Below are 16,761 nucleotides of genomic sequence, written 5' to 3'. Positions count from 1 at the left end.
CTGGTGGTGGTTGTGCGGGGCTGGTGGTCGCGGGCCTGAGCGGAGGTCAGGGCTGGTCGCGGTACCAGGTGAGGAACTTCTCGGCGTGCGGTTGGTCGAAGGTGACGGTCAGGGTGCCGTTGTCGGCGAGGTCCTGGGTGACGCCGTACGCCAGGCCGGTGGGGGAGGCGGTGCCGGGCCAGCGGGCGATCAGGGTGAGCAGCGCTCCGGCGTGGGGGCCCGCGGCGGTGAGCTTGAGGACGATGGTCAGCGTCTCGTCGTCGATGCCGAGGTCGATCGGGCTGTCCGGGAGTTCGGAGCGCAGCCGGTCGAAGAGGTGTTGCTGGTCGGGGACGGCCGTGCCGAAGGAGTCGGCGTTGGCCTGGGCCTGTTCGGTGCGCTGGTAGAAGCTGTGGATCAGCTTCTGTGCGCTGGCGCGCAGCTCAGGATCGGTGATCTCGTCCAGCGCGTGGACGGTGCGCTCCGTGGTCCCGGGCGGGGTGAGGGGGTGGTAGCCGATTTCGCGGTTGGCCCCGTCTGCGTCGAGGAGGGTGAGGATCGCCAGGTTGGCGACGGGGTGGACGTTGATCGTCCACTGGGCCGGCAGGGGATGGGGAGTGGGCATGGAGGTCTCCGAGGTGGTGGGTGCGGGCCGGCGGCGGGGCGGGGATCGGGGCGCGGGCGGTGTAGTTGTCGCGTCCCTCCGGCCCTCGCCGTCGGTGGTCTGGTGGATCCGGGCCGTGGTGGGTGGGAGTGCGGGGCGGCTGGCTGTGCTCGCAGCGCAGGCGGGTTCGCGTAACTGGTCTCGTGGGAGCGGGTCTCCGGGGAGCGGGCGACGGTGTTCGGGTGCGTTCACGGGGGTCAGATGTCAGAGCGCAGGACCAGGCGCAGCGCGTCGCGGACCGCGGCGCGCCGGTCGGCGGTGACGTGGTCTGCGAAGGCGAGGTGGATGCGGATGCTGGCTTTGTCGTCCTCCCACCGGCTGAGGGGGTCCGGCTCGGGCACCAGGCGCTCGGTGGCCAGACCGATGGCCCATCCGGACAGGTCGGGTGCTTCGTCGACGAGCTTCCCCACGGCGCGGTAGGCGGTGCTGGCCGCGTCGTCGCCGAGGGACTGCCAGGTACGCGGCTCGTCGGTACCTGCGGTGTGGGGGATCGGCTGGTCGCAGAGGCTCTCGCCGACGCCGGACTGGGAGTCGAGGGCGAGCAGGAGCATGTGGTGGACGGTGGCGGCGGCGTGGTGCAGATCGGTGGTGGTGTATGCCGTGGGCGCGGACGGCCCGGGCGGGGTGCCGGCGTCGGCCTCCTCGGTCTCTGCTTCGCGTTCGGCTTCGGCGCGGTCGGCGCAGTTGCCGCACAGTCCCGCCCACCGTTCGCCGTCGGCGGTGGAGTCCTCGCAGTCCTCGGCTGAGCAGTAGTACTCCTCGTAGGTCGCGGTCGGGATGAACCGCACCGCTGCGGTGGTGCTGGTGAGGGTGAGGACGCCGTGCTCGACGACGTGGACGGCGGCGGCGTAGTGGCCGGAGCGTCGGACGGTGTGCCAGACGTCGATGCCGTGCAGTTGGCGGTGCTCGACGGACCGGGGCCGGATCCAGTCGCCCTCGTGGCGGTGGTGGACGACGTACTCGGAGTCGAAGTCGATCGCGGCGCGGATGTCGGCGGCGGATGCGGGAGCGGGGGATTTCGCGGGCATGGGCAACGGCTCTCAGGGGTGGGGCGGGCGGGTGGGCGGGGTGTTGCTGCCGGGCGGTGTGGGGCCGCCCGGCAGCGGGTCAGATGAGGGTGACGCTGTCGCCGCCGTCAGTGAGGACCAGCATCAGGCGGCGGTGGGCGTGCGGGGCGTCCCAGGCGATGACGAGCTGCCGGATGAGCGGGTGCGGATCCCAGTGTGTGACGGTGCCGGTTGCCCCGGCGGGGATGGGGTCGTGCTTGTCGGTGCACCGAATGACCTCGATGCGGTCTCCGGGGGTGAACTCGGGCTTCACGGCTGCTCCTTCGGTTGTGGCGTGGTGGCCGAGGCACTGAGGTCGACGTGGGCGGCGGGTCGGGTTCAGCGGTGTTCGGTCTCGCCCTTGTTGTCGACCTCGACGAGCAGGAGCCGTGGCCGTTCGGCCTCGTGGTCGATGTGCACGTACGGGACCAGGTGCTCGCTCTTCCAGTGATGGCGGAGCCGTACCAGCACGCTGACGCCGTAGACCCGCAGCTCGTAGGTGTCGCTGGGGCTGCCGCCGTCGGGGTCGAGGTCGGCTTCGACGATGGCCAGGGTGGCCTGGCGCACCGGGTAGGTGGTGGTGCGGCGGCGCAGCGGCATGGTCGTAGCGAACACGTAGACCGCGACGCTGGAGAGGGTGGCCGCCATCAGGGCGTCGGCGGCGGTGTGCGGCTCGTAGAACCAGGAGCTGCCGAGGGCGACGGCGGCGCTGGGCAGGGCGCACAGAACGCTCCAGCGCCACCAGCGGGCGGACGCGGGCCGGCCGGCGGGAGCGGGGCGGTGGGCGGACTCGGGCACGGGATGCCTCCAGAAGTGGGCGGGCCAGAAGGCGCGGCGGAGGGGCAGCAGTCGCACGGTCCGGGCCCCGTGGGGGCGCTCGTTCGCTCGGCGACATCCCAAACGATACAGAGACTCATAGATTTAAGCAATTTTGATCTTTCTGCCTCCCCTTCGCTCGCCGCTGCGCCCAGCCGGCGGCGGCCCGTTGCGGCGGCCTCCTGCTCGGCCGGTGACGCCGCCGCACCCGGTCGCGGCGGGCGCGCTCGGGCGCTGCGGTCGCGGCATTCGGCCCGACGTTGGCCGCCGGCGCCACTTCCTGGCGTGCAGGGCGGTCGCCGGGCGGCGGCGGTGTACTTCGTCCGGCTCGTTCGCGACGGTGCGCGGCGGCGGAAGCGCCACCTGGAGGGGGCGCGGGTCGACGGCCCCGCCTGTGCCGCCGAGGCGGCTCACTATGTTTCTTAAGTCTATGAGTTGCTTTATGGTTGCGGAGGAGCAGCCCTTAGTAGAACCCGCTCCTCCCTGTGATCACGCACTAACCACCCATGAGGGAGATCCGTCATGCCCGAGGCACCCGAGTACACGCCCTACACCATCTACGTGCTGGAGCCACACGCTGCCTACGCGACCGCCGAGAACGGCCACATCCCGATCGGAACCATTGCCGAGCGCGTCTACGGCAAGCCCTACAGCTCGCTGAGCGGATGCCAGCGGGACGACGAGCACATCGGGAACGACAGCGTGAAGCTGTACGAACTCACCTCCGACGATGACTACCTCGAAGCGCTCGAAGCGTTCGACGACACCGAGCTGTACCTGGGCTGGGACTCCCGTACCCGCGAGAGCGTCCGCAAGACCGGCACGACTGAGCTGGACTACTGGCTGAGCATCCGGATCGCCGACGAGAACACCCCAGCCACCGTCGAGGCGAACCCGCCCAAAACGCAAGACCTTGAGAACGCCGTGTTCGAGGACCGCTTCTTCGCCGATCGCGCTTTCACTCCGTCGCTGAAACTGGTCCTGGCCGATCTCATCCGTCGCGGCGAAATCCCGCGCGGCGACTTCCTGTTCCGGCACTGGTGGTGACCAGAGCAGAACGAAGACCGACGCCACGAAACCCACCTTGGAAGGCCCCGATGTCCCTCACTCTCCCGGTCGCAGAACTCCGGACACTGCTGCACGACGCGCTCTCGGCCGCGCTCGCCACCGACGCCCTCACCCTCCCGGCTCCGCTGATGTACACCCCTGGCGTCCACCGCCCGGCTCTGTACCTGGAGAGCACCGTCGTACGCGGACGGCCGGGCGAGGGCAAGACGTTCTGGGCCCGTGCCCTGACGGACCCGCAGCTGCGCACCATCGCTGCGCGGGAGTACCGCATGCCCAGGCTGGAGCGGACGGAGGCGGTCACCGCCTTCGGCGCCCGGCCGGACGCCGGCCAGCCGACCGCAGGGGAGCTTCGCGCCCTGACGGGGTGGGGTGTACCGCCGACCGTCCTGTGGAGTGCCGTCGCGTTGACCGCGCTCGGCGTGCCGGACCTTGCCGCCCTCGCCACCTGGACCGAGCGCGTCGACTGGCTGACCCGCAACCCCGGGGCCACCGAGCGGTCCCTGGCCGAGTTCGAAGCCGCCGCGAAGGCCACCGACACCGTGCGGCTCGTCCTGTTCGACGCCCTGGACCAGCTCCACCCGGACCGGGCGCTGGCCGAGCACCTGGCCTCCGGCATGCTCAACCTCGCCGTCACCCTCTCCCGCCGCACCACCCGGCTGCGCGCGAAGGTGTTCATCCGCCCGGACATGCTGGACGGGGCCCTGGCCGGTGTGCCGCGCCCGGACCGCGGCTTCCTGACCGGCCGTGCCGCCGACCTCGCCTGGGGCCGGTCCGACTACCTCGGCCGCACCGCCAGGACCGAGCTGTACGGCCTGTTCATCCACCTCCTGGGCAACCACGACAGCGCGGGGGCCGCCGCCTTCCGCGCGGCCTGGCCCACCTGGGAGCAGAGCCAGGGCAGCCGGTATCTCGCGCCCTCCGGGCTGAGCGGCGACCCGAAGACGCAGGAGGAGTTCTTCACCACTCTCGCCGGCCGGTTCATGGGCGCCAACGCCCGCACCGGCTACACCTACAGCAGCTTGCCCAACCACCTCCAGGACGCGCAGGGAGCGATCACCCCGCGTCCGTTCCTCACCGCGCTGGCCACCGCCCTTGAGGACACCGGCCGCAACCACCCCGGACACGACCGGCCGCTGCACCACGATGATCTCCGTCGCAGCGTGCGCTGCGGGGCGCGGGCCGCGGAGCTTCACCAGGCGCTGCCGTGGGTCCGCCTCGCCATGGAGCCGCTGGCCGGTCAGCAGGTCCCGATCTGGGAGGAGGACGTCTTCGGCCTGTGGCAGCAGAGCAGCCTGGCCGAGCGGCTCCAGGAATCGGCGCGGGAGGCCGGGAGCGGCACCGGCCGGTCCCGGACCGGCCCGCGCAGCCCCGCCAGCCTCCCGCAGCTGCTGGAGGAGCTGATCGACGCCGGAGTGATGAGCCGCCGCACCAGCGGGCAGCTCGACATGCCCGACGTCTACCGGGTCGTCTACGGCCTCGGCCGACGCGGGGGAGTCAAGCGGGCCGCCACCGGCGCATAGCCCGGCCCCGGACCCCGGACCCCGGACCCCGGCCACCGCGCCGGGGGCCGGGGCCGCACGAGTTCCCTGCGGAAGCGCCGAACGTGCCCGGCCGGCGGCGGTTCACTGCGGCTCGCCGCTCCGCGGCTTCTTCCGGGTCTGCGAGGCCAGCCGTTCCACCTGCTCGCGCAGACCCTCCGGCACAGCGGGAAGGAGGAACGGGTTCAACTTCCGGTCACGCTCCGCGCGCATGGCCGCGACGACCCGCTCCTTCTGCTGCAAGGCCCGGCGCCTCTCCATCGCCTCGTGCACCGTGAGCAGCAGTTCGGTGGGCGACAGGTCGCCCAAGTACTGCAACCGCATCTGGAGAATGTGACCTCGGCGTTTGTAGTGGGAGCGGCGGGCTCGGGCCTGGCTGCGTCGTCGGAAGCGTGACCAGTGCAGATGATGCTCGTTGCTGTGACAGTGGCGCGTGACGACGACGTGGCCCATCAACCGGCGGATCTCTGGGACGCTGAGGGGTATGAGGTCTTGCTCGTCGTCGAGAGCGCCCCTTTTGCGGCTTCTGCGGCGCGGATGGCAGTCAAGTAGGCGAGGGCGGCCATGGCCAGGGTGATGTGGCGGTACCAGGCCCGGTAGAGCCGCACCTGGTAGTGGTCCAGACCGCACTCTCCCTTCGCGGTCTGGAAGCACTCCTCCACCGCCCACCTCGCGGCAGCCACTTTGACCAGGTCTTTCAGTCGGGAAGCGACCGGGCCGTAGCAGACGTAGTAGGCGATCTCGCTCGGGTCGCTGACGCTGCGTCGGGCCAGCACCCAGTGACCGAAGCCGCTCTCCCAGTACGGGCGGATCGCGACACGCGCCCAGTCGTACATCCGCTCACCGTGCGCGCCGGTCCCGCCGGAGATCCGTTTCCACCGCTGGCGGGGCAGCGCGGCGACCAGCTGGTCCACCCGCGCGTCCGCCCCGCGCACGGTGATCACGGTGTCGTTGACCTTCGTGGCCAGCACATGCGCGACCCGACGTTCCTCCAGCCACACTCGCAGGTGCTTGACCTGCCCGTATGCCTCGTCAGCGGTCACCCACGCGAACGGGACACCCGCGTCGATGGCACGTTGCAGCATCCACTTGAAGTGCTCGTTCTTGGTCGCGAAGGGGACCTCGTCATCGATCCCGGCCGCGCGGCAGCGGTCACGGTCATCCGTCCAGGAGACGGGGATGTAGAGCTCGCGGTCGATCAACGCCCGCCCCCTGGCCGAGGCGTAGGCCAGGAATGTTCCGATCTGGCTGTTCTCCGTGCGGCCGGCTGTGCCGGTGTACTGCCGCTGGACACCGGCGGACTTGGTGCCCTTCTTCAGGAAGCCGGTATCGTCGCCGATCAGCACCGCGTCCTTGGCGCCGATGGTCTCCACGACGAAGTCCCGCACATCGTCGCGGACCGCGTTCTCGTCCCAGTCGGAGTGGTTGAGCAGGCGCTGGACGCCGTCGGGGCGCAACTGCCCGACCTGCTCCGACAGCGTCCACCCGTTCTTCTTCTCCAGCGGCGCGAGCAACCCGTTCAGGTAGTCCGACGCCCTCTCGCGGGGCTCCGACCTGCCGAAACGGTGGGCGAACCGGGCATGGAACCCGGCCACTCCCTCGGACCACGACTCGACCTGCGCAACCGTCAACGATTCATCGCACAGTCGGAACAACGAACCAATCCAGCACCCGTCACGGCAGATGCGGTTGCAGTACAAGTCGACCGGCAGCACCTGGTGACCCCGGGCCAACGCGCCGACGTCCGTCACGGCGACCGTCTTGTCCAGGCCCCCGCGGACCAGCCCGAGCAGCATCGTCTGAGGTGGCGTGGCCTTCGACGGGACGCTCTCCGCGGCGACCGCCTGGGTGGGCCGGAGGTGGTTCTCGGTGAGAATCCGTGCGGCTTCTTCACGGCCTGGTCGAGCCTGGCGGGCAGCCGGCCCGCGTCGGCCGCGGCCTGCACGCGCTGGAGGGCCGTCTGGTAGCCGCAGCCGGTCGAGGTGTTCAGCGCGCGGGCGATGCGCTGGTGGTTGCTGGTGTTGGGCGAGGACGGGGCCACCGCTTCTCCTTCGTCGCGTCCCGGCGCTGCGGTTCGTCCCACCACGAGCAGGCCAGGGTGCGGTTCGGAAGAAGGCACCGGTCGTCACTCGCCCCCGCGCGGCAGCACGATTCACCGAACTCCCGGGGGTGGGCCCGGGCCGGCGCGCACAAGCGAGGTGCGCTGAGCCGAGCATAGCGATCGGCGCTGACACCGCCCAGGGCCCGTCCACCGCCGGGCCGCAGACGACTGGTCACACCGCAGGCCCTTCTCACACCTCTAGTGGGCGTACCGCACCTCACCCACCGGACGAAGGGCCCCTCCCGTGACCGACACCGTGCTCGACCTCCCCAGCTCCGAGAACTGGCTCGACGACGCCGTCGCGGCCGTGATCGCCTACTCCCGGCTGCCCGCCTCCTCAGCCAGGGCCCGCAGGGAGGCCGCCCGCCGGCTGCTGCGCTCGCCCAACATCCACCCCGTCCTCGAGCGGGCCGCGTTCACCTCACTCACCCGGGGCGCCGTACTGGAGATCGCCAGCTACGACATCGCGGACCACCTCGATCGGCCGTGGACAGCCCGCGCGGAGCACTGGGCGGAGGTGATCCGCCCCTCCTGGGAGGAGTCCGCCGAGCTTCTCTCCGACCTCGCCTGGCAGGGCCGCCGGGCCGGAAGCAGCGCGCTCGCCCACCTGACGGCCGAGCAGGTCCTGGGCGCCGCGCCACCGCTCACCGCGCGGACCCGGCTGCACCTGTACGGCCTCGGCCTGCGTTACGACTTCCGCTGCCAGGCGCTGACCGACCTGTTCGCCCGCCGCGGCCGGACCGTGGACCTGGACCCCTTCAGCCGGTCCCTGCACGCCTTCGCCCTCCTCGGCCGCTCCGATCCGGCCGCGCTCGACCTCATCGACCCGCTGCTGGAGGAGTCCGGGAACCATCCCAAGGTCGCCCACGCGCTGCTCCACGGCCTGTGGCTCGGCCACGACCTCCCCGGCCAGCCCCACCGGATTCTCGACCTCCTCGACCGACCCCCCTTCGACCAGGGCCCGGACTCCGTCGCTCTCTTCCGCCAGGCCGCGGCGCTGCGCCGCCTGCGCCGCTTCGACGAAGCCATGGTCTCCATCGACAAGGCCGTGGAGGCCCTGCCGGTGGACACCGACCCCGCAGTCCACGGCGACCTCGTACGCGAACGGGCGCTGATCCTCAGCGCCCGCGAGACCTGATCCGCGCACCCCTTCCGCGGCCCGCCCACCGGCTCCCGCCGGCGCGCGGGCCGCACCCATGTCCGGCCCCTTCCCGTACCGCGCTCCACCGGCGCTGCCCAGCACCCGGCCAGTGGCCCAGCGCCCGGCCGTCGTCGCGCCGGCCGAAGACCTCCGCCGGGCCCCTGCGAGCTGCTTCCTGGAAGGGTGTGCGCGACCGGCCGCACCGCAGTCCCCGCAGCTTCGGAATTCCGGCCGGGGCTGACGGTGCGGTGGACCTACCCGGCGCTGGTGCTGGACCACGCCGTCCGCGGCGGGCTGCACACGTTGACCCCGGCCGACGCGAAGGCCCGGCAGATCCTGGAATCGTACGGCTGCTGAATCCGCCCCCGGCCGAAGCGTCTACGGGTCAGACGGGATCGGTGAACGAGACAGGCTTGCCGGCGGCTTGAGCATGTGCGATCTCCCTACTCGTGGACTCGCCGACATATCCGCCGGGGTTGACGACCAGCACCCGGTCAGCCAAGTCGATCTTGCTCAGGTGGAGAGCGTCCAGCACGGTCTTCTGCTCGTCGGTGACCGGCCCGTCCGCCTCTCCCGGCGCGACGACGATGACACCCGCGAAGGTCAGATCACGGTTCGCCGCACGCATCTCGGCCGCGAACCGGGCAGAGCCGCAGATACAGACAATCTCAGGTCGCTCGGGCACGGCTCAGTCCTTCGGTCGAACGGGAAACTGCTACTGGCCGACCTGCGGGGCGACGCGTCCCTCGCCGAGCGCGGCGAAGCGCTCCTGAAGCTCGCTGGTGGTCTCGGCCTGGGCGATCCGTACGGGGAACGCTTCCCACAGCGCCGTTCCGCCGACCTCCCGCTCCACGATGCGGCCGGCGGCGAGCTCGTCGAACTCCGGCCTGGTGAGCTCGAGCACGGGGCCGATCGCCATCAGGCCCATGTCGGGATGGGCCGCCATCCAGTCCCCGTCGAGGAGGGCCAGCGGCCGCGGGCAGACATCGAACCGAGCGAGGTCGAGGTGGACCGGCGTACCCGCGCGCAGCTCTGCGACGGTGGCGGACTCCAGGCCCGCCAGGACACCCCGGCGCCCGTCGGGCGAAAGGTAGTCCCTGCCAACGGCTGACGACTGCGCGGTCACCATGCCCCCTTGGAATCGTGCCGGTCCCAAGCCACGGGCCGGCTGCGGCCCATCCTATGGGCTGGAGCCCGGCCGCCGGGCCGGTTCCGAGCCCCCGCCCCTGCCGGGGATCGCGGAGAAGGCCGACGGGCTGTCACGTCGTCATACCGCGAACGGGAGCGGGTGTTGGCCGCGTGCCGCCGCCTGCTGCGCACGGCGCTCGGCGGCAGCGATCCGCCACCGCTCGGGGTCGCGGTCCCGCCCGGCCTGCTCGGCGCACCGTGCGCAGTCGGTCTCCCGCGGGTCGTTGTCCATCGCGCCGGCCAGGCAGCTGCCACCGCAGGCGAGGTCGAGCCATCCGGTCGGCCGGCCTGCTCGGGTCACACGAGGACGGGCCCGGTGGTTGATCCGGCCGCCGGTCACGCGGACCACGAACGGCCACGGATCTGCCGCGGCTGTTGCCGTCATGTCCCGCCTCCCCTCGCGCACGGGCCCGGCCCGCGGAGTACCGGGCCCGGCATCAACGCATCACCCGGCGTGCTCGGCCCGCGCTGCGTCGACCCGCTCCAGCAGACCGGCCGCCGCTGCCGTCTTGGCCGCCGCCTTGGTCGAGGCTGACGCCGAGGCGAGGACGGCTCCGCCGTCGTGGGTGGCCTGGGCGGTGCAGGTGAACGTCGGAAGGTGGCTGGGGCCGTCGGCGCTCATGGTGAACTTCAGGCCGCTGATGACCTTGACCTGCTGGTACTCGTTGAGGACCGAGATCGGCGAGCGGCCCTCAACCGGTTCGGCGCCGCTCTGCCGAGTGTCCACTCAGGTGCACACTTCCGTGTGGCGGGTGGTCGAGGCTCCCTTACATGACGCTGATCAGCACCGGGTGCCCGGACGGCAGGCGTCCGCGGCCGTCGATCCCGAACGGGATGGCGGGGGCGGTCCGCAGCGCGGTGACCCCCGTCGAGGCCGCGACCATCGCCGCCTTGGGGTCGTCGGCTCCGTCGACGAGCAACTGCACTCCTAACCGGTGCGCGGTGTCGGTGACCTCCAACCCGCTGACCGAGACCGGCAGGGCGGCCAGGGTCTGCGCCCAGGGCAGAAGGGCCCGCAGGAGCGCCGCGGTGGCGGCGGTGGAGGTCGAGCGTTCGGGGCGGGACCGGTTCAGGGTCGGGTGCGTTCCCGCGACCAGCACCATCCCGCCGGGCAGGTCCGCGGTCAGGGTGTAGGTGTAGGCACGCGCGCCGAGCTCGGACAGCACCGGGTCGGCCCCGGTCGCCGCGGCCAGCCGGTCGACGCTGCTGCGCTGGTCCGCCATCGTGGTGAACTCCGCGAAGGAAACCTGCACATCCCGGCTGGCGAGCGCGAGCCGCAGGGGCTCCAGCGGGCCGGCTGCGTCCAGCACCTCGGCGGTCGCGTGCAGCAGATCGGTCAGGTCGAAACGCATGCCGTCATTGTCGCCGCTCGGACAAGCCCGGCACCAGACGATCCCCGGACTTCGCCCCGCCCGGGGCGCTCCAGCGCCCCGGGCCGGACGGCCCTTCTACACGCGCTCCACCGGCGGGGGCATCTCCAGCGGGAAGAAGCCCTTGCCCTGTCCCATCAGCCACAGCGCGGGGGCCAGGGTGCGGCCCCGGGGGCACCGGGAGATGTGGTTCTGGGAGCGGTGCGTCGTCGGCTCACCCGCGGTGCGCGTGACGATCAGAACCGTACCGTCGGCCAGCACGGCGGTCAGGTTGCGCTGCTGCTTGGCCCCGGGAGTGTCCAGGATGTCCACGCCTTCGACGCGTCCCTCTTGGTCGAGCGCCCACCGTTCGGCCAGGGCCAGCAGCCCTACGGCCGGGCCCATCGGGTCGGTCCTGGAATCTTCGCCCAGACCTGCGGAGTCGTCGAGCAGTGCCTGCCCGTACTCCTCCATCGCGCCCTGGAATGTCGGCCCGCCTTCGCGGGCCCAGGCCGGGACGTCCATGTCCTCGACGGCGACCGCGTGACGGGCGGGCTGTGGATCGACCATCTCCGGATGCGGAAGGCGGATCTGCATCCAGGTGACCGGCAGGCTGCCCCAGGCGACGGACTCGTGGAACTGATGTTCCAGCGCGACCAGGGCGGCCCCGATGGCGCCGCGGGCGTCCTGGCTCAGCAGTTGGCGGGCGTGATGTCCGGTATTGATCTGTCGGGTCACAGCGGTTGGTCCTCTCACAAGGTGGTGGAACGGGAACACGAAGCGCCACCCACGGAGGGGAAGCGGCGGAAGAAGGAGGCTCGGGTGCAGCGCGCGGCCCGGCTCGGGGTCACGATGCTGCTGCTGAAGGGCTGGCGGGTGGTGTGCCGACGGCTGGGGGCGGGAGGAGTGATCTCGTCATGCGACGGTTCCCAGGTCGATGGAGGGCAGGTACTCGTACCGGTCGTCGACGTCCACGTCGCGGGCCGTCTCGGGAAGCGATCCGAAGGTGACTCCGGCGGCCTGGAGCTCGCCCACGATGTGGTCGAGGTCGAGGTCGAAGCGCGGGTCCTTGCCCCAGGCGCGGGCCAGGTCCTCGGGCAGGGCGGGGAGCGGTTCGTCGAAGTCGTGGACGGTCGTCCCGTCGGCGGTGACCGCGCGGTCCAGCCTGAAGGTGTCGTTGCCGCGGACCTGCAGCAGCACGTACGCGGCATGGGGAAGCAGGACGCGCAGGAGCGCGGTGAACTCCTCGGCGGCGGCCTCTGCCTCGGCGCGCAGCCGATTCTGGAGGGCGAGCATCCGGGTGTAGGCGGCGGCCGGTGACTCCTCGGCGGTCTCGATGGTCCCCTCGGCTTCTTCGGCCATCAGGGCGTGGGCGCGGGCGGCCAGCTCAAGCTGGAGGGTGCTGAGATCGTCCGGGTCGCCGTGGACGGCTTCGGCTGCGGTGCGCACGAGGCCCTCCACTTCGAGGGGGGTGAACGAGGCGCTGATGCCGGTCAGGTCGGCGGCGAGTGCCGCGACGGAGTGGGGCGCGGGGGTGGGGGGCTGGGGCATGTTCGCTTCTCCGATGGAGAGTTGGGGGAGGGTCAGGTGTCCTGGACGGTCAGGAACACCGGGGAGCGGCCGTAGGACTGGGTGAGGGCGTCCACGACGGCGCGGCCTGCGGCGGTGAGGTCCTGCTCGTCGGCGGCCCAGAAGCCCGCGAAGCACTCGGCGATCGGCGTGGCCGGGTCGGCGTCCAGTTCGCGCAGCGCCCAGCTCGCGCCCGTGGTGCCCAGCAGGAGGGCGGCCAGGAGGCCGGTCGAGCGCTCGGCGGCCTCGGGGTCGTTGTCGTCGAGGGCGGGGAAGGCGGCGGCCCACGGGCCGGCGTCGCCGATGGGCTCTTCCTGCAGAAGGGCGTGCAGCAGCAGGCCGCGGGAGCAGACAAGCATCGGCTCGTCGGCTGCCTCGGGCCACACGGCGTAGACGCTGGTGCCGCAGCCTCCGTAGCTGTCGAGGCGGGTCGGCCAGTTCACCAGGCAGCCGGTCATGGCGGTGCGGTCCATCCGCCGCCAGTAGGTCGTCACGGCCGGGCTCCGGCGGTCCGGCCGGGCAGGGGGCACCGGCGGGTGTAGGAGGCCAGGACGATGCCGAGGACGCCGTCTCCGTTGGCCTCGGGGTCGGTCACCTCGTTGTCGTGGAAGAAGTCGGCGGCGGCCTGGAACGCCGCATCGAGGAGGGGGCCTTGTGCCTCGTACCGGTAGCCCTGGCGTTCGGTGTCCAGGGCGTAGTCGAAGGTGAACGTCCAGGGTCCGCGCTCGTGGACGGGGGCCTTGGCCAGGTCGATGCCCTCGCCGATGACGAGGGCGGTCTCCCACACCGTCCAGTTCGTGGTGAAGGCGGGGCGCGTCAGCCTGGCGATCAGCAGCCGTGCCCGCATCAACGAGTGGAGCTGCGCGAGGCGGGCGGCCGGGACAGGTGGGGCGCCGTCGGTCGTCTCGTAGATGTCGTACATGGGGTGGTCGGGGAACGCGTGGGAGCCGTGGACGGCGAAGGTGCGGCCGGTGTCGGTGACCTGCCAGCGATGCCGGTCACCTGCGCCGCCCGGCGCTGCGAGCGAGGTGACGGCCTGGGCGTGGTCCCAGGGGTGCGCGGAGAGCATGAAGAGGAGTCCTCAGGGGTGTGTACGGGTCGGCGGTGCCTGCGCGGAGGTCCGGCGACGTGCCGCGAGTGAGGGCGAAGACGCCCGATGCGATTGCCTAACTCTATGAGTGAGATTAATGAAGGTCAAGAGTCCTGGCGGAATTGCTTAAGTCTATGAATGCGGGTTACTGTGTGGGTGTCGCCGAACGAGGCGGCAACCGTCCGGCCGCCGATGACCCTTCTCGGCCTGGCCTGCCTTTACCGGCGCGCGTCCGCTCGTCCCTTGCCGCGCCCCGTTCCAGCCGAGGAGTTCCCGCACATGAAGCGAAGCCTGCGCAGCCACATAGAGGCCGCCATCAACCAGACCTGGAACCCCCGCCGCTTCGACCGCCGCGGCCGCGTCACGGTCGTGCTCTCCTTCCCCGAAGCGGCGTTCCCCGATACCCCGCAGTGGAGCCCCGGGCCCGGGTTCACTGCCACAGCCGGCGACTACGCCTGGCTACGCGACAACGGCGACGGAACGAGTACGGCGGTCGTCGCCGGGGTGGGCCCCAAGGAACTCCCCGGCGCGGATGGCGGGGAGTGGACCGAGCCGGAGGTCTGGACGGCCACGGCCCCCAACGACAGCCTCTTCATGGCCACCGGCGCCATGTGGGACAAGCCTCACCGAATCACCTGGCTGCTCGGCGAGCCCGGCGCGACGATCACCCGCGAGCCCTATCAGGGCCACGCCTCCGCCGCCGTTCACGCCTACTGGGAGAACTTCCACGAGCGGTGGGGCTTCGTCCCGCGCCGGATGCACCGGGGCGAGTTCCCGTACGCGGACCGCCGCCGGTTCGCCGTTCTGCACACCGAACCGGACTTCGGCAGCCTGCCCGACGAGGCGCAACTGCTGGAGACGGCCCACACCTTGATGCGCTTGTTCGGCGCGAAGGCCCGGGTCTACGCATACGACCCCCAGCGCGGCACCACCCGCGATCCGATGCACACCGTCTCCGACGGCACTCTCACCGACGTGCTGCGCGCCCTGGACCGCCGCGCCTCCCGCTGACCGCGACGCCCGCCCCGCCGACACCGACACCTTCATGCCGGTGATCGCACTCGCCGACCCTCTCGACCCCGACCCCTTCGCCCTCGCGCGGGACGTCCTGACCTCACCGTCCGTGCCGCCCCTCTCCCACGACCGGAGCCTGGCCCTGGTCGCCGAGGACAACGAGACCGGCACCCTCATCGGCGCACTGCTCGGCGGCCCGCCGCGCTGGCTGTTCACCCACCCCGGCATCGACCGCCTCTCGCTGCGGGAGCGGCTGGTCCACCGCATGGGCATGATCAACGGCATGGCCGTCCACCCCGACTACCGCCACCGGGGCGTGGCCGCCGCCCTGATCAGCGCCGCCGAGCAGCGGTTCACGCGAGCCCGGTACGGCCTGATGACGGTCAACCACGAGCCCGCCCTGGACGACTTCTACCGCCACCACGGCTACACCATCGGGGACGCCCTCCTGGTCCACCTCCCGCAGCAGCGCCTCATCGGCATGACCACCGACGACACCCGCATGTCGGCCAAGCCACTGCACCCAGCGGTCCGGCTCGCCGACGTCCCCGGCGCTCCCCACCGGGTCATCACCAGCCTGGTGCCCGGCGCATCCCTCCCGGCCGACGCCGTGTTCGACGGAACACGCCTCCAGTACTGACGAGACGACCGCCCACCGGGCCCGGATTCTTCACCCGCCGGGCCCGGCCCCACCGGCAGGAGTCCCCATTGCCGCCCCACCTGCACATCGCCGAACGCTGCATCCACGGCGAGACGAAACGCCTCCTGTGCGACCACCACGTCGCCTGGAGCCGCTACCGGGTACGGGAAGTACCCTGCTCGCCCCCTTCTGCGAAACCGCCCGCCGAATCCGGGACGCGGAAAGCCGGGACCGCTGACCACGACCGAGCAACCACCCGCCGCGGACTGCCCCGTGCCCCGATTCCGCCACCGCGCAGGGCAATTGGAGCTGCGGGTTGTACTCATCCAATGCACCGGCCTGCCACCTGATGGCCGCCCGAAACCCGACGGGAGACTGCGACGGCCGGCCGGAGGTGTCCGGCCGGCCGATCTCCGCCAGTCAGCGGACGTCCGCCTCGGCGGTGGGTCTAGGCGACGTGGACTTGCTTCTCGTCGCGTTTGACGAGGCCGTTGGCATACTCCGAGGAGATCGTGATTTCGCCGTCAACGGAGACACCCACTACCTCGCCGAGCTTCAACTCACTGTTGTCGGCGTAGTAGACCTTGTCACCTGCACCGAAAATGTTCCCCTTGATGTCGCTCGCTCCTTGGCTCATGGCTTTGGACTCTCCTCTCGGTGGCGTGGGAAGTTCCAGTGTGGGGGATCCGGGATCGGTGTCCCGTCCCGGAGGTGGCCGAGATGCGCCAGTCAGGCGGCTTCGCGGACGTCCCCCTCGGCGGCCGCGCGCTTGACCGCTTCGATCCCCTGCTCCACACCCTGCTTCGTCGGGTACGACTCGCCGGTGGCCACGATCTCGCCGTTACCGGCCTTGAGGCGGAAGCGCCACTCACCCCGGGCGTCCCGACGGATGCCGACCGGGGTGCGGCGCTCTGCACCAGGAGGGCGCAGGCACCCCAACTCAGAGAAGAGGCAATAGAAGATGGCTGGTTCAGCGGACCTGACGGAAGACCCGGTGCGCCTTGGCGAGCGGCTCGATGCTGCGCGAGCCGAGCTCGAGACCGCGCGTACCCGGGTGACGACCCTGGAGCGCGAGGTCCGGGACCTGGAAGAGCGGGTCGTAGCCGCCCACGGTGCCGCTGCTCTGGCTCACGGGGGAACGGAGGGCCTTCTCCGCTGGTGGATGGAGCGGCGCCGTGGAGACGACCAGCACCACGCCTGGACCGCGATGCGTGCGTGGATGCGGAGCGTGCATCCCGCACTGTCATGGCCGGATCGCAGGCCCAGCAAGGACCCGATCAGCATCCAGTGGTGGGTTGAGCCCACGTCAAGCCTGGAAGGGGCGGCAGCGGTGGCCCGGGAGCTCGACCGCATTGGCAAGGCGGTACACACCGCCCGATCGCAGGACGTACCGTTGGCCGGTCTGCGCGTGCTCGTCATGCCGCCCCGGACCGGGCCGATGCGCTTCGGAGACTTTCCTCAGCCCTGCCTGGTGCTTCGCCTCCAGCCCCAGGGCTGGGACCTGACCACGCCGTCCGAGCGACCGGTAACGCTTGGAACCTGTCAGGGGGACTGCCGC

The 16,761-nt window shown here is 71.3% G+C and carries 23 protein-coding genes; 5 read left to right on the top strand and 18 right to left on the bottom strand.

Going from position 1 to position 16,761, the window contains the following annotated elements; all coding sequences use genetic code 11:
• Positions 1-46: 46 nt before the first annotated feature.
• The 4 genes from ACIBEC_RS19465 to ACIBEC_RS19450 all read right to left on the bottom strand — a co-directional run bounded on the left by ACIBEC_RS19465 (position 47) and on the right by ACIBEC_RS19450 (position 2,487).
• Positions 47-604 carry a hypothetical protein gene (locus ACIBEC_RS19465; protein ID WP_396288106.1) on the bottom strand — a complete coding sequence of 186 codons (558 nt, stop codon included), beginning with the start codon at positions 602-604 and terminating at the stop codon, positions 47-49.
• Positions 605-840: 236 nt separating this feature from the next.
• Positions 841-1,671, bottom strand: a complete 831-nt coding sequence (locus tag ACIBEC_RS19460; protein WP_396288105.1) for a hypothetical protein — start codon at positions 1,669-1,671, stop codon at positions 841-843.
• 79 nt (positions 1,672-1,750) lie between these two features.
• Positions 1,751-1,963: a DUF4314 domain-containing protein gene (locus ACIBEC_RS19455; RefSeq protein ID WP_396288104.1), complete on the bottom strand. Its 213-nt coding sequence runs from the start codon at positions 1,961-1,963 to the stop codon at positions 1,751-1,753.
• 65 nt (positions 1,964-2,028) lie between these two features.
• The gene (locus ACIBEC_RS19450; RefSeq protein ID WP_396288103.1) at positions 2,029-2,487 is read right to left on the bottom strand and encodes a hypothetical protein; all 459 of its coding nucleotides are present in this window, start codon (positions 2,485-2,487) and stop codon (positions 2,029-2,031) included.
• Between the two features lie 540 nt (positions 2,488-3,027).
• Between ACIBEC_RS19450 and ACIBEC_RS19445 the strand changes: the two genes are divergently transcribed.
• Together ACIBEC_RS19445 and ACIBEC_RS19440 are read left to right on the top strand one after the other, a co-directional pair.
• Positions 3,028-3,552, top strand: a complete 525-nt coding sequence (locus tag ACIBEC_RS19445) for a hypothetical protein (protein WP_396288102.1) — start codon at positions 3,028-3,030, stop codon at positions 3,550-3,552.
• 50 nt (positions 3,553-3,602) lie between these two features.
• A complete protein-coding gene (locus ACIBEC_RS19440) occupies positions 3,603-5,093 on the top strand; it encodes a hypothetical protein (RefSeq protein ID WP_396288101.1) in 1,491 nt (496 codons plus the stop codon).
• 102 nt (positions 5,094-5,195) lie between these two features.
• On the opposite strand, the gene ACIBEC_RS19435 is transcribed toward ACIBEC_RS19440, so the two are convergent.
• Positions 5,196-5,435 (bottom strand): hypothetical protein, encoded by a 240-nt coding sequence (locus tag ACIBEC_RS19435; RefSeq protein WP_396288100.1) that lies wholly within the window; start codon positions 5,433-5,435, stop codon positions 5,196-5,198.
• Positions 5,436-5,563: 128 nt separating this feature from the next.
• On the bottom strand, positions 5,564-6,742 hold the full coding sequence (locus ACIBEC_RS19430) for an IS701 family transposase (RefSeq protein ID WP_396288099.1): 1,179 nt from the start codon (positions 6,740-6,742) through the stop codon (positions 5,564-5,566).
• A 714-nt stretch (positions 6,743-7,456) separates the two neighbouring features.
• On the opposite strand from ACIBEC_RS19430, the gene ACIBEC_RS19425 reads away from it, so the two are divergent.
• Entirely contained in the window at positions 7,457-8,350 is an 894-nt protein-coding gene (locus tag ACIBEC_RS19425; protein ID WP_396288098.1) for a hypothetical protein, read from the top strand.
• A 388-nt stretch (positions 8,351-8,738) separates the two neighbouring features.
• On the opposite strand, the gene ACIBEC_RS19420 is transcribed toward ACIBEC_RS19425, so the two are convergent.
• From ACIBEC_RS19420 to ACIBEC_RS19380, 9 genes are all read right to left on the bottom strand, one after another.
• Positions 8,739-9,038: a hypothetical protein gene (locus tag ACIBEC_RS19420; protein ID WP_396288097.1), complete on the bottom strand. Its 300-nt coding sequence runs from the start codon at positions 9,036-9,038 to the stop codon at positions 8,739-8,741.
• A gap of 30 nt (positions 9,039-9,068) precedes the next feature.
• On the bottom strand, positions 9,069-9,482 hold the full coding sequence (locus tag ACIBEC_RS19415) for a hypothetical protein (protein ID WP_396288096.1): 414 nt from the start codon (positions 9,480-9,482) through the stop codon (positions 9,069-9,071).
• Between the two features lie 138 nt (positions 9,483-9,620).
• The gene (locus ACIBEC_RS19410) at positions 9,621-9,926 is read right to left on the bottom strand and encodes a hypothetical protein (RefSeq protein ID WP_396288095.1); all 306 of its coding nucleotides are present in this window, start codon (positions 9,924-9,926) and stop codon (positions 9,621-9,623) included.
• 60 nt (positions 9,927-9,986) lie between these two features.
• Positions 9,987-10,268, bottom strand: coding sequence for a putative dsRNA-binding protein (locus tag ACIBEC_RS19405; RefSeq protein WP_396288094.1), 282 nt, complete (start codon positions 10,266-10,268; stop codon positions 9,987-9,989).
• 40 nt (positions 10,269-10,308) lie between these two features.
• Positions 10,309-10,893 (bottom strand): hypothetical protein, encoded by a 585-nt coding sequence (locus tag ACIBEC_RS19400; protein ID WP_396288093.1) that lies wholly within the window; start codon positions 10,891-10,893, stop codon positions 10,309-10,311.
• 96 nt (positions 10,894-10,989) lie between these two features.
• Positions 10,990-11,628, bottom strand: a complete 639-nt coding sequence (locus tag ACIBEC_RS19395; protein ID WP_396288092.1) for a hypothetical protein — start codon at positions 11,626-11,628, stop codon at positions 10,990-10,992.
• Positions 11,629-11,805: 177 nt separating this feature from the next.
• Positions 11,806-12,441, bottom strand: a complete 636-nt coding sequence (locus ACIBEC_RS19390; RefSeq protein WP_396288091.1) for a hypothetical protein — start codon at positions 12,439-12,441, stop codon at positions 11,806-11,808.
• A 32-nt stretch (positions 12,442-12,473) separates the two neighbouring features.
• The gene (locus ACIBEC_RS19385; protein WP_396288090.1) at positions 12,474-12,953 is read right to left on the bottom strand and encodes a hypothetical protein; all 480 of its coding nucleotides are present in this window, start codon (positions 12,951-12,953) and stop codon (positions 12,474-12,476) included.
• Positions 12,950-13,528: a hypothetical protein gene (locus ACIBEC_RS19380; RefSeq protein ID WP_396288089.1), complete on the bottom strand. Its 579-nt coding sequence runs from the start codon at positions 13,526-13,528 to the stop codon at positions 12,950-12,952. Before ACIBEC_RS19380 ends, ACIBEC_RS19385 begins: the two co-directional genes overlap by 4 nt.
• A gap of 300 nt (positions 13,529-13,828) precedes the next feature.
• Between ACIBEC_RS19380 and ACIBEC_RS19375 the strand changes: the two genes are divergently transcribed.
• Both ACIBEC_RS19375 and ACIBEC_RS19370 read left to right on the top strand, forming a co-directional pair.
• Positions 13,829-14,560: a hypothetical protein gene (locus ACIBEC_RS19375; RefSeq protein ID WP_396288088.1), complete on the top strand. Its 732-nt coding sequence runs from the start codon at positions 13,829-13,831 to the stop codon at positions 14,558-14,560.
• A 34-nt stretch (positions 14,561-14,594) separates the two neighbouring features.
• A complete protein-coding gene (locus ACIBEC_RS19370; protein ID WP_396288087.1) occupies positions 14,595-15,203 on the top strand; it encodes a GNAT family N-acetyltransferase in 609 nt (202 codons plus the stop codon).
• A gap of 448 nt (positions 15,204-15,651) precedes the next feature.
• On the opposite strand, the gene ACIBEC_RS19365 is transcribed toward ACIBEC_RS19370, so the two are convergent.
• The 3 genes from ACIBEC_RS19365 to ACIBEC_RS19355 form a co-directional block, all read right to left on the bottom strand.
• Positions 15,652-15,840: a hypothetical protein gene (locus ACIBEC_RS19365; protein WP_396288086.1), complete on the bottom strand. Its 189-nt coding sequence runs from the start codon at positions 15,838-15,840 to the stop codon at positions 15,652-15,654.
• A 92-nt stretch (positions 15,841-15,932) separates the two neighbouring features.
• Positions 15,933-16,142 carry a YegP family protein gene (locus ACIBEC_RS19360; RefSeq protein ID WP_396288085.1) on the bottom strand — a complete coding sequence of 70 codons (210 nt, stop codon included), beginning with the start codon at positions 16,140-16,142 and terminating at the stop codon, positions 15,933-15,935.
• Between the two features lie 31 nt (positions 16,143-16,173).
• Positions 16,174-16,335: a hypothetical protein gene (locus tag ACIBEC_RS19355; protein WP_396288084.1), complete on the bottom strand. Its 162-nt coding sequence runs from the start codon at positions 16,333-16,335 to the stop codon at positions 16,174-16,176.
• Positions 16,336-16,761 lie beyond the last annotated feature (426 nt).

The organism is Kitasatospora sp. NPDC051164, from assembly GCF_044455625.1.
Taxonomy (GTDB): Bacteria; Actinomycetota; Actinomycetes; order Streptomycetales; family Streptomycetaceae; genus Kitasatospora.
The sequence above is the reverse complement of the archived record's forward strand: the minus strand, read 5'-3'. Positions and strand labels throughout refer to the sequence as shown.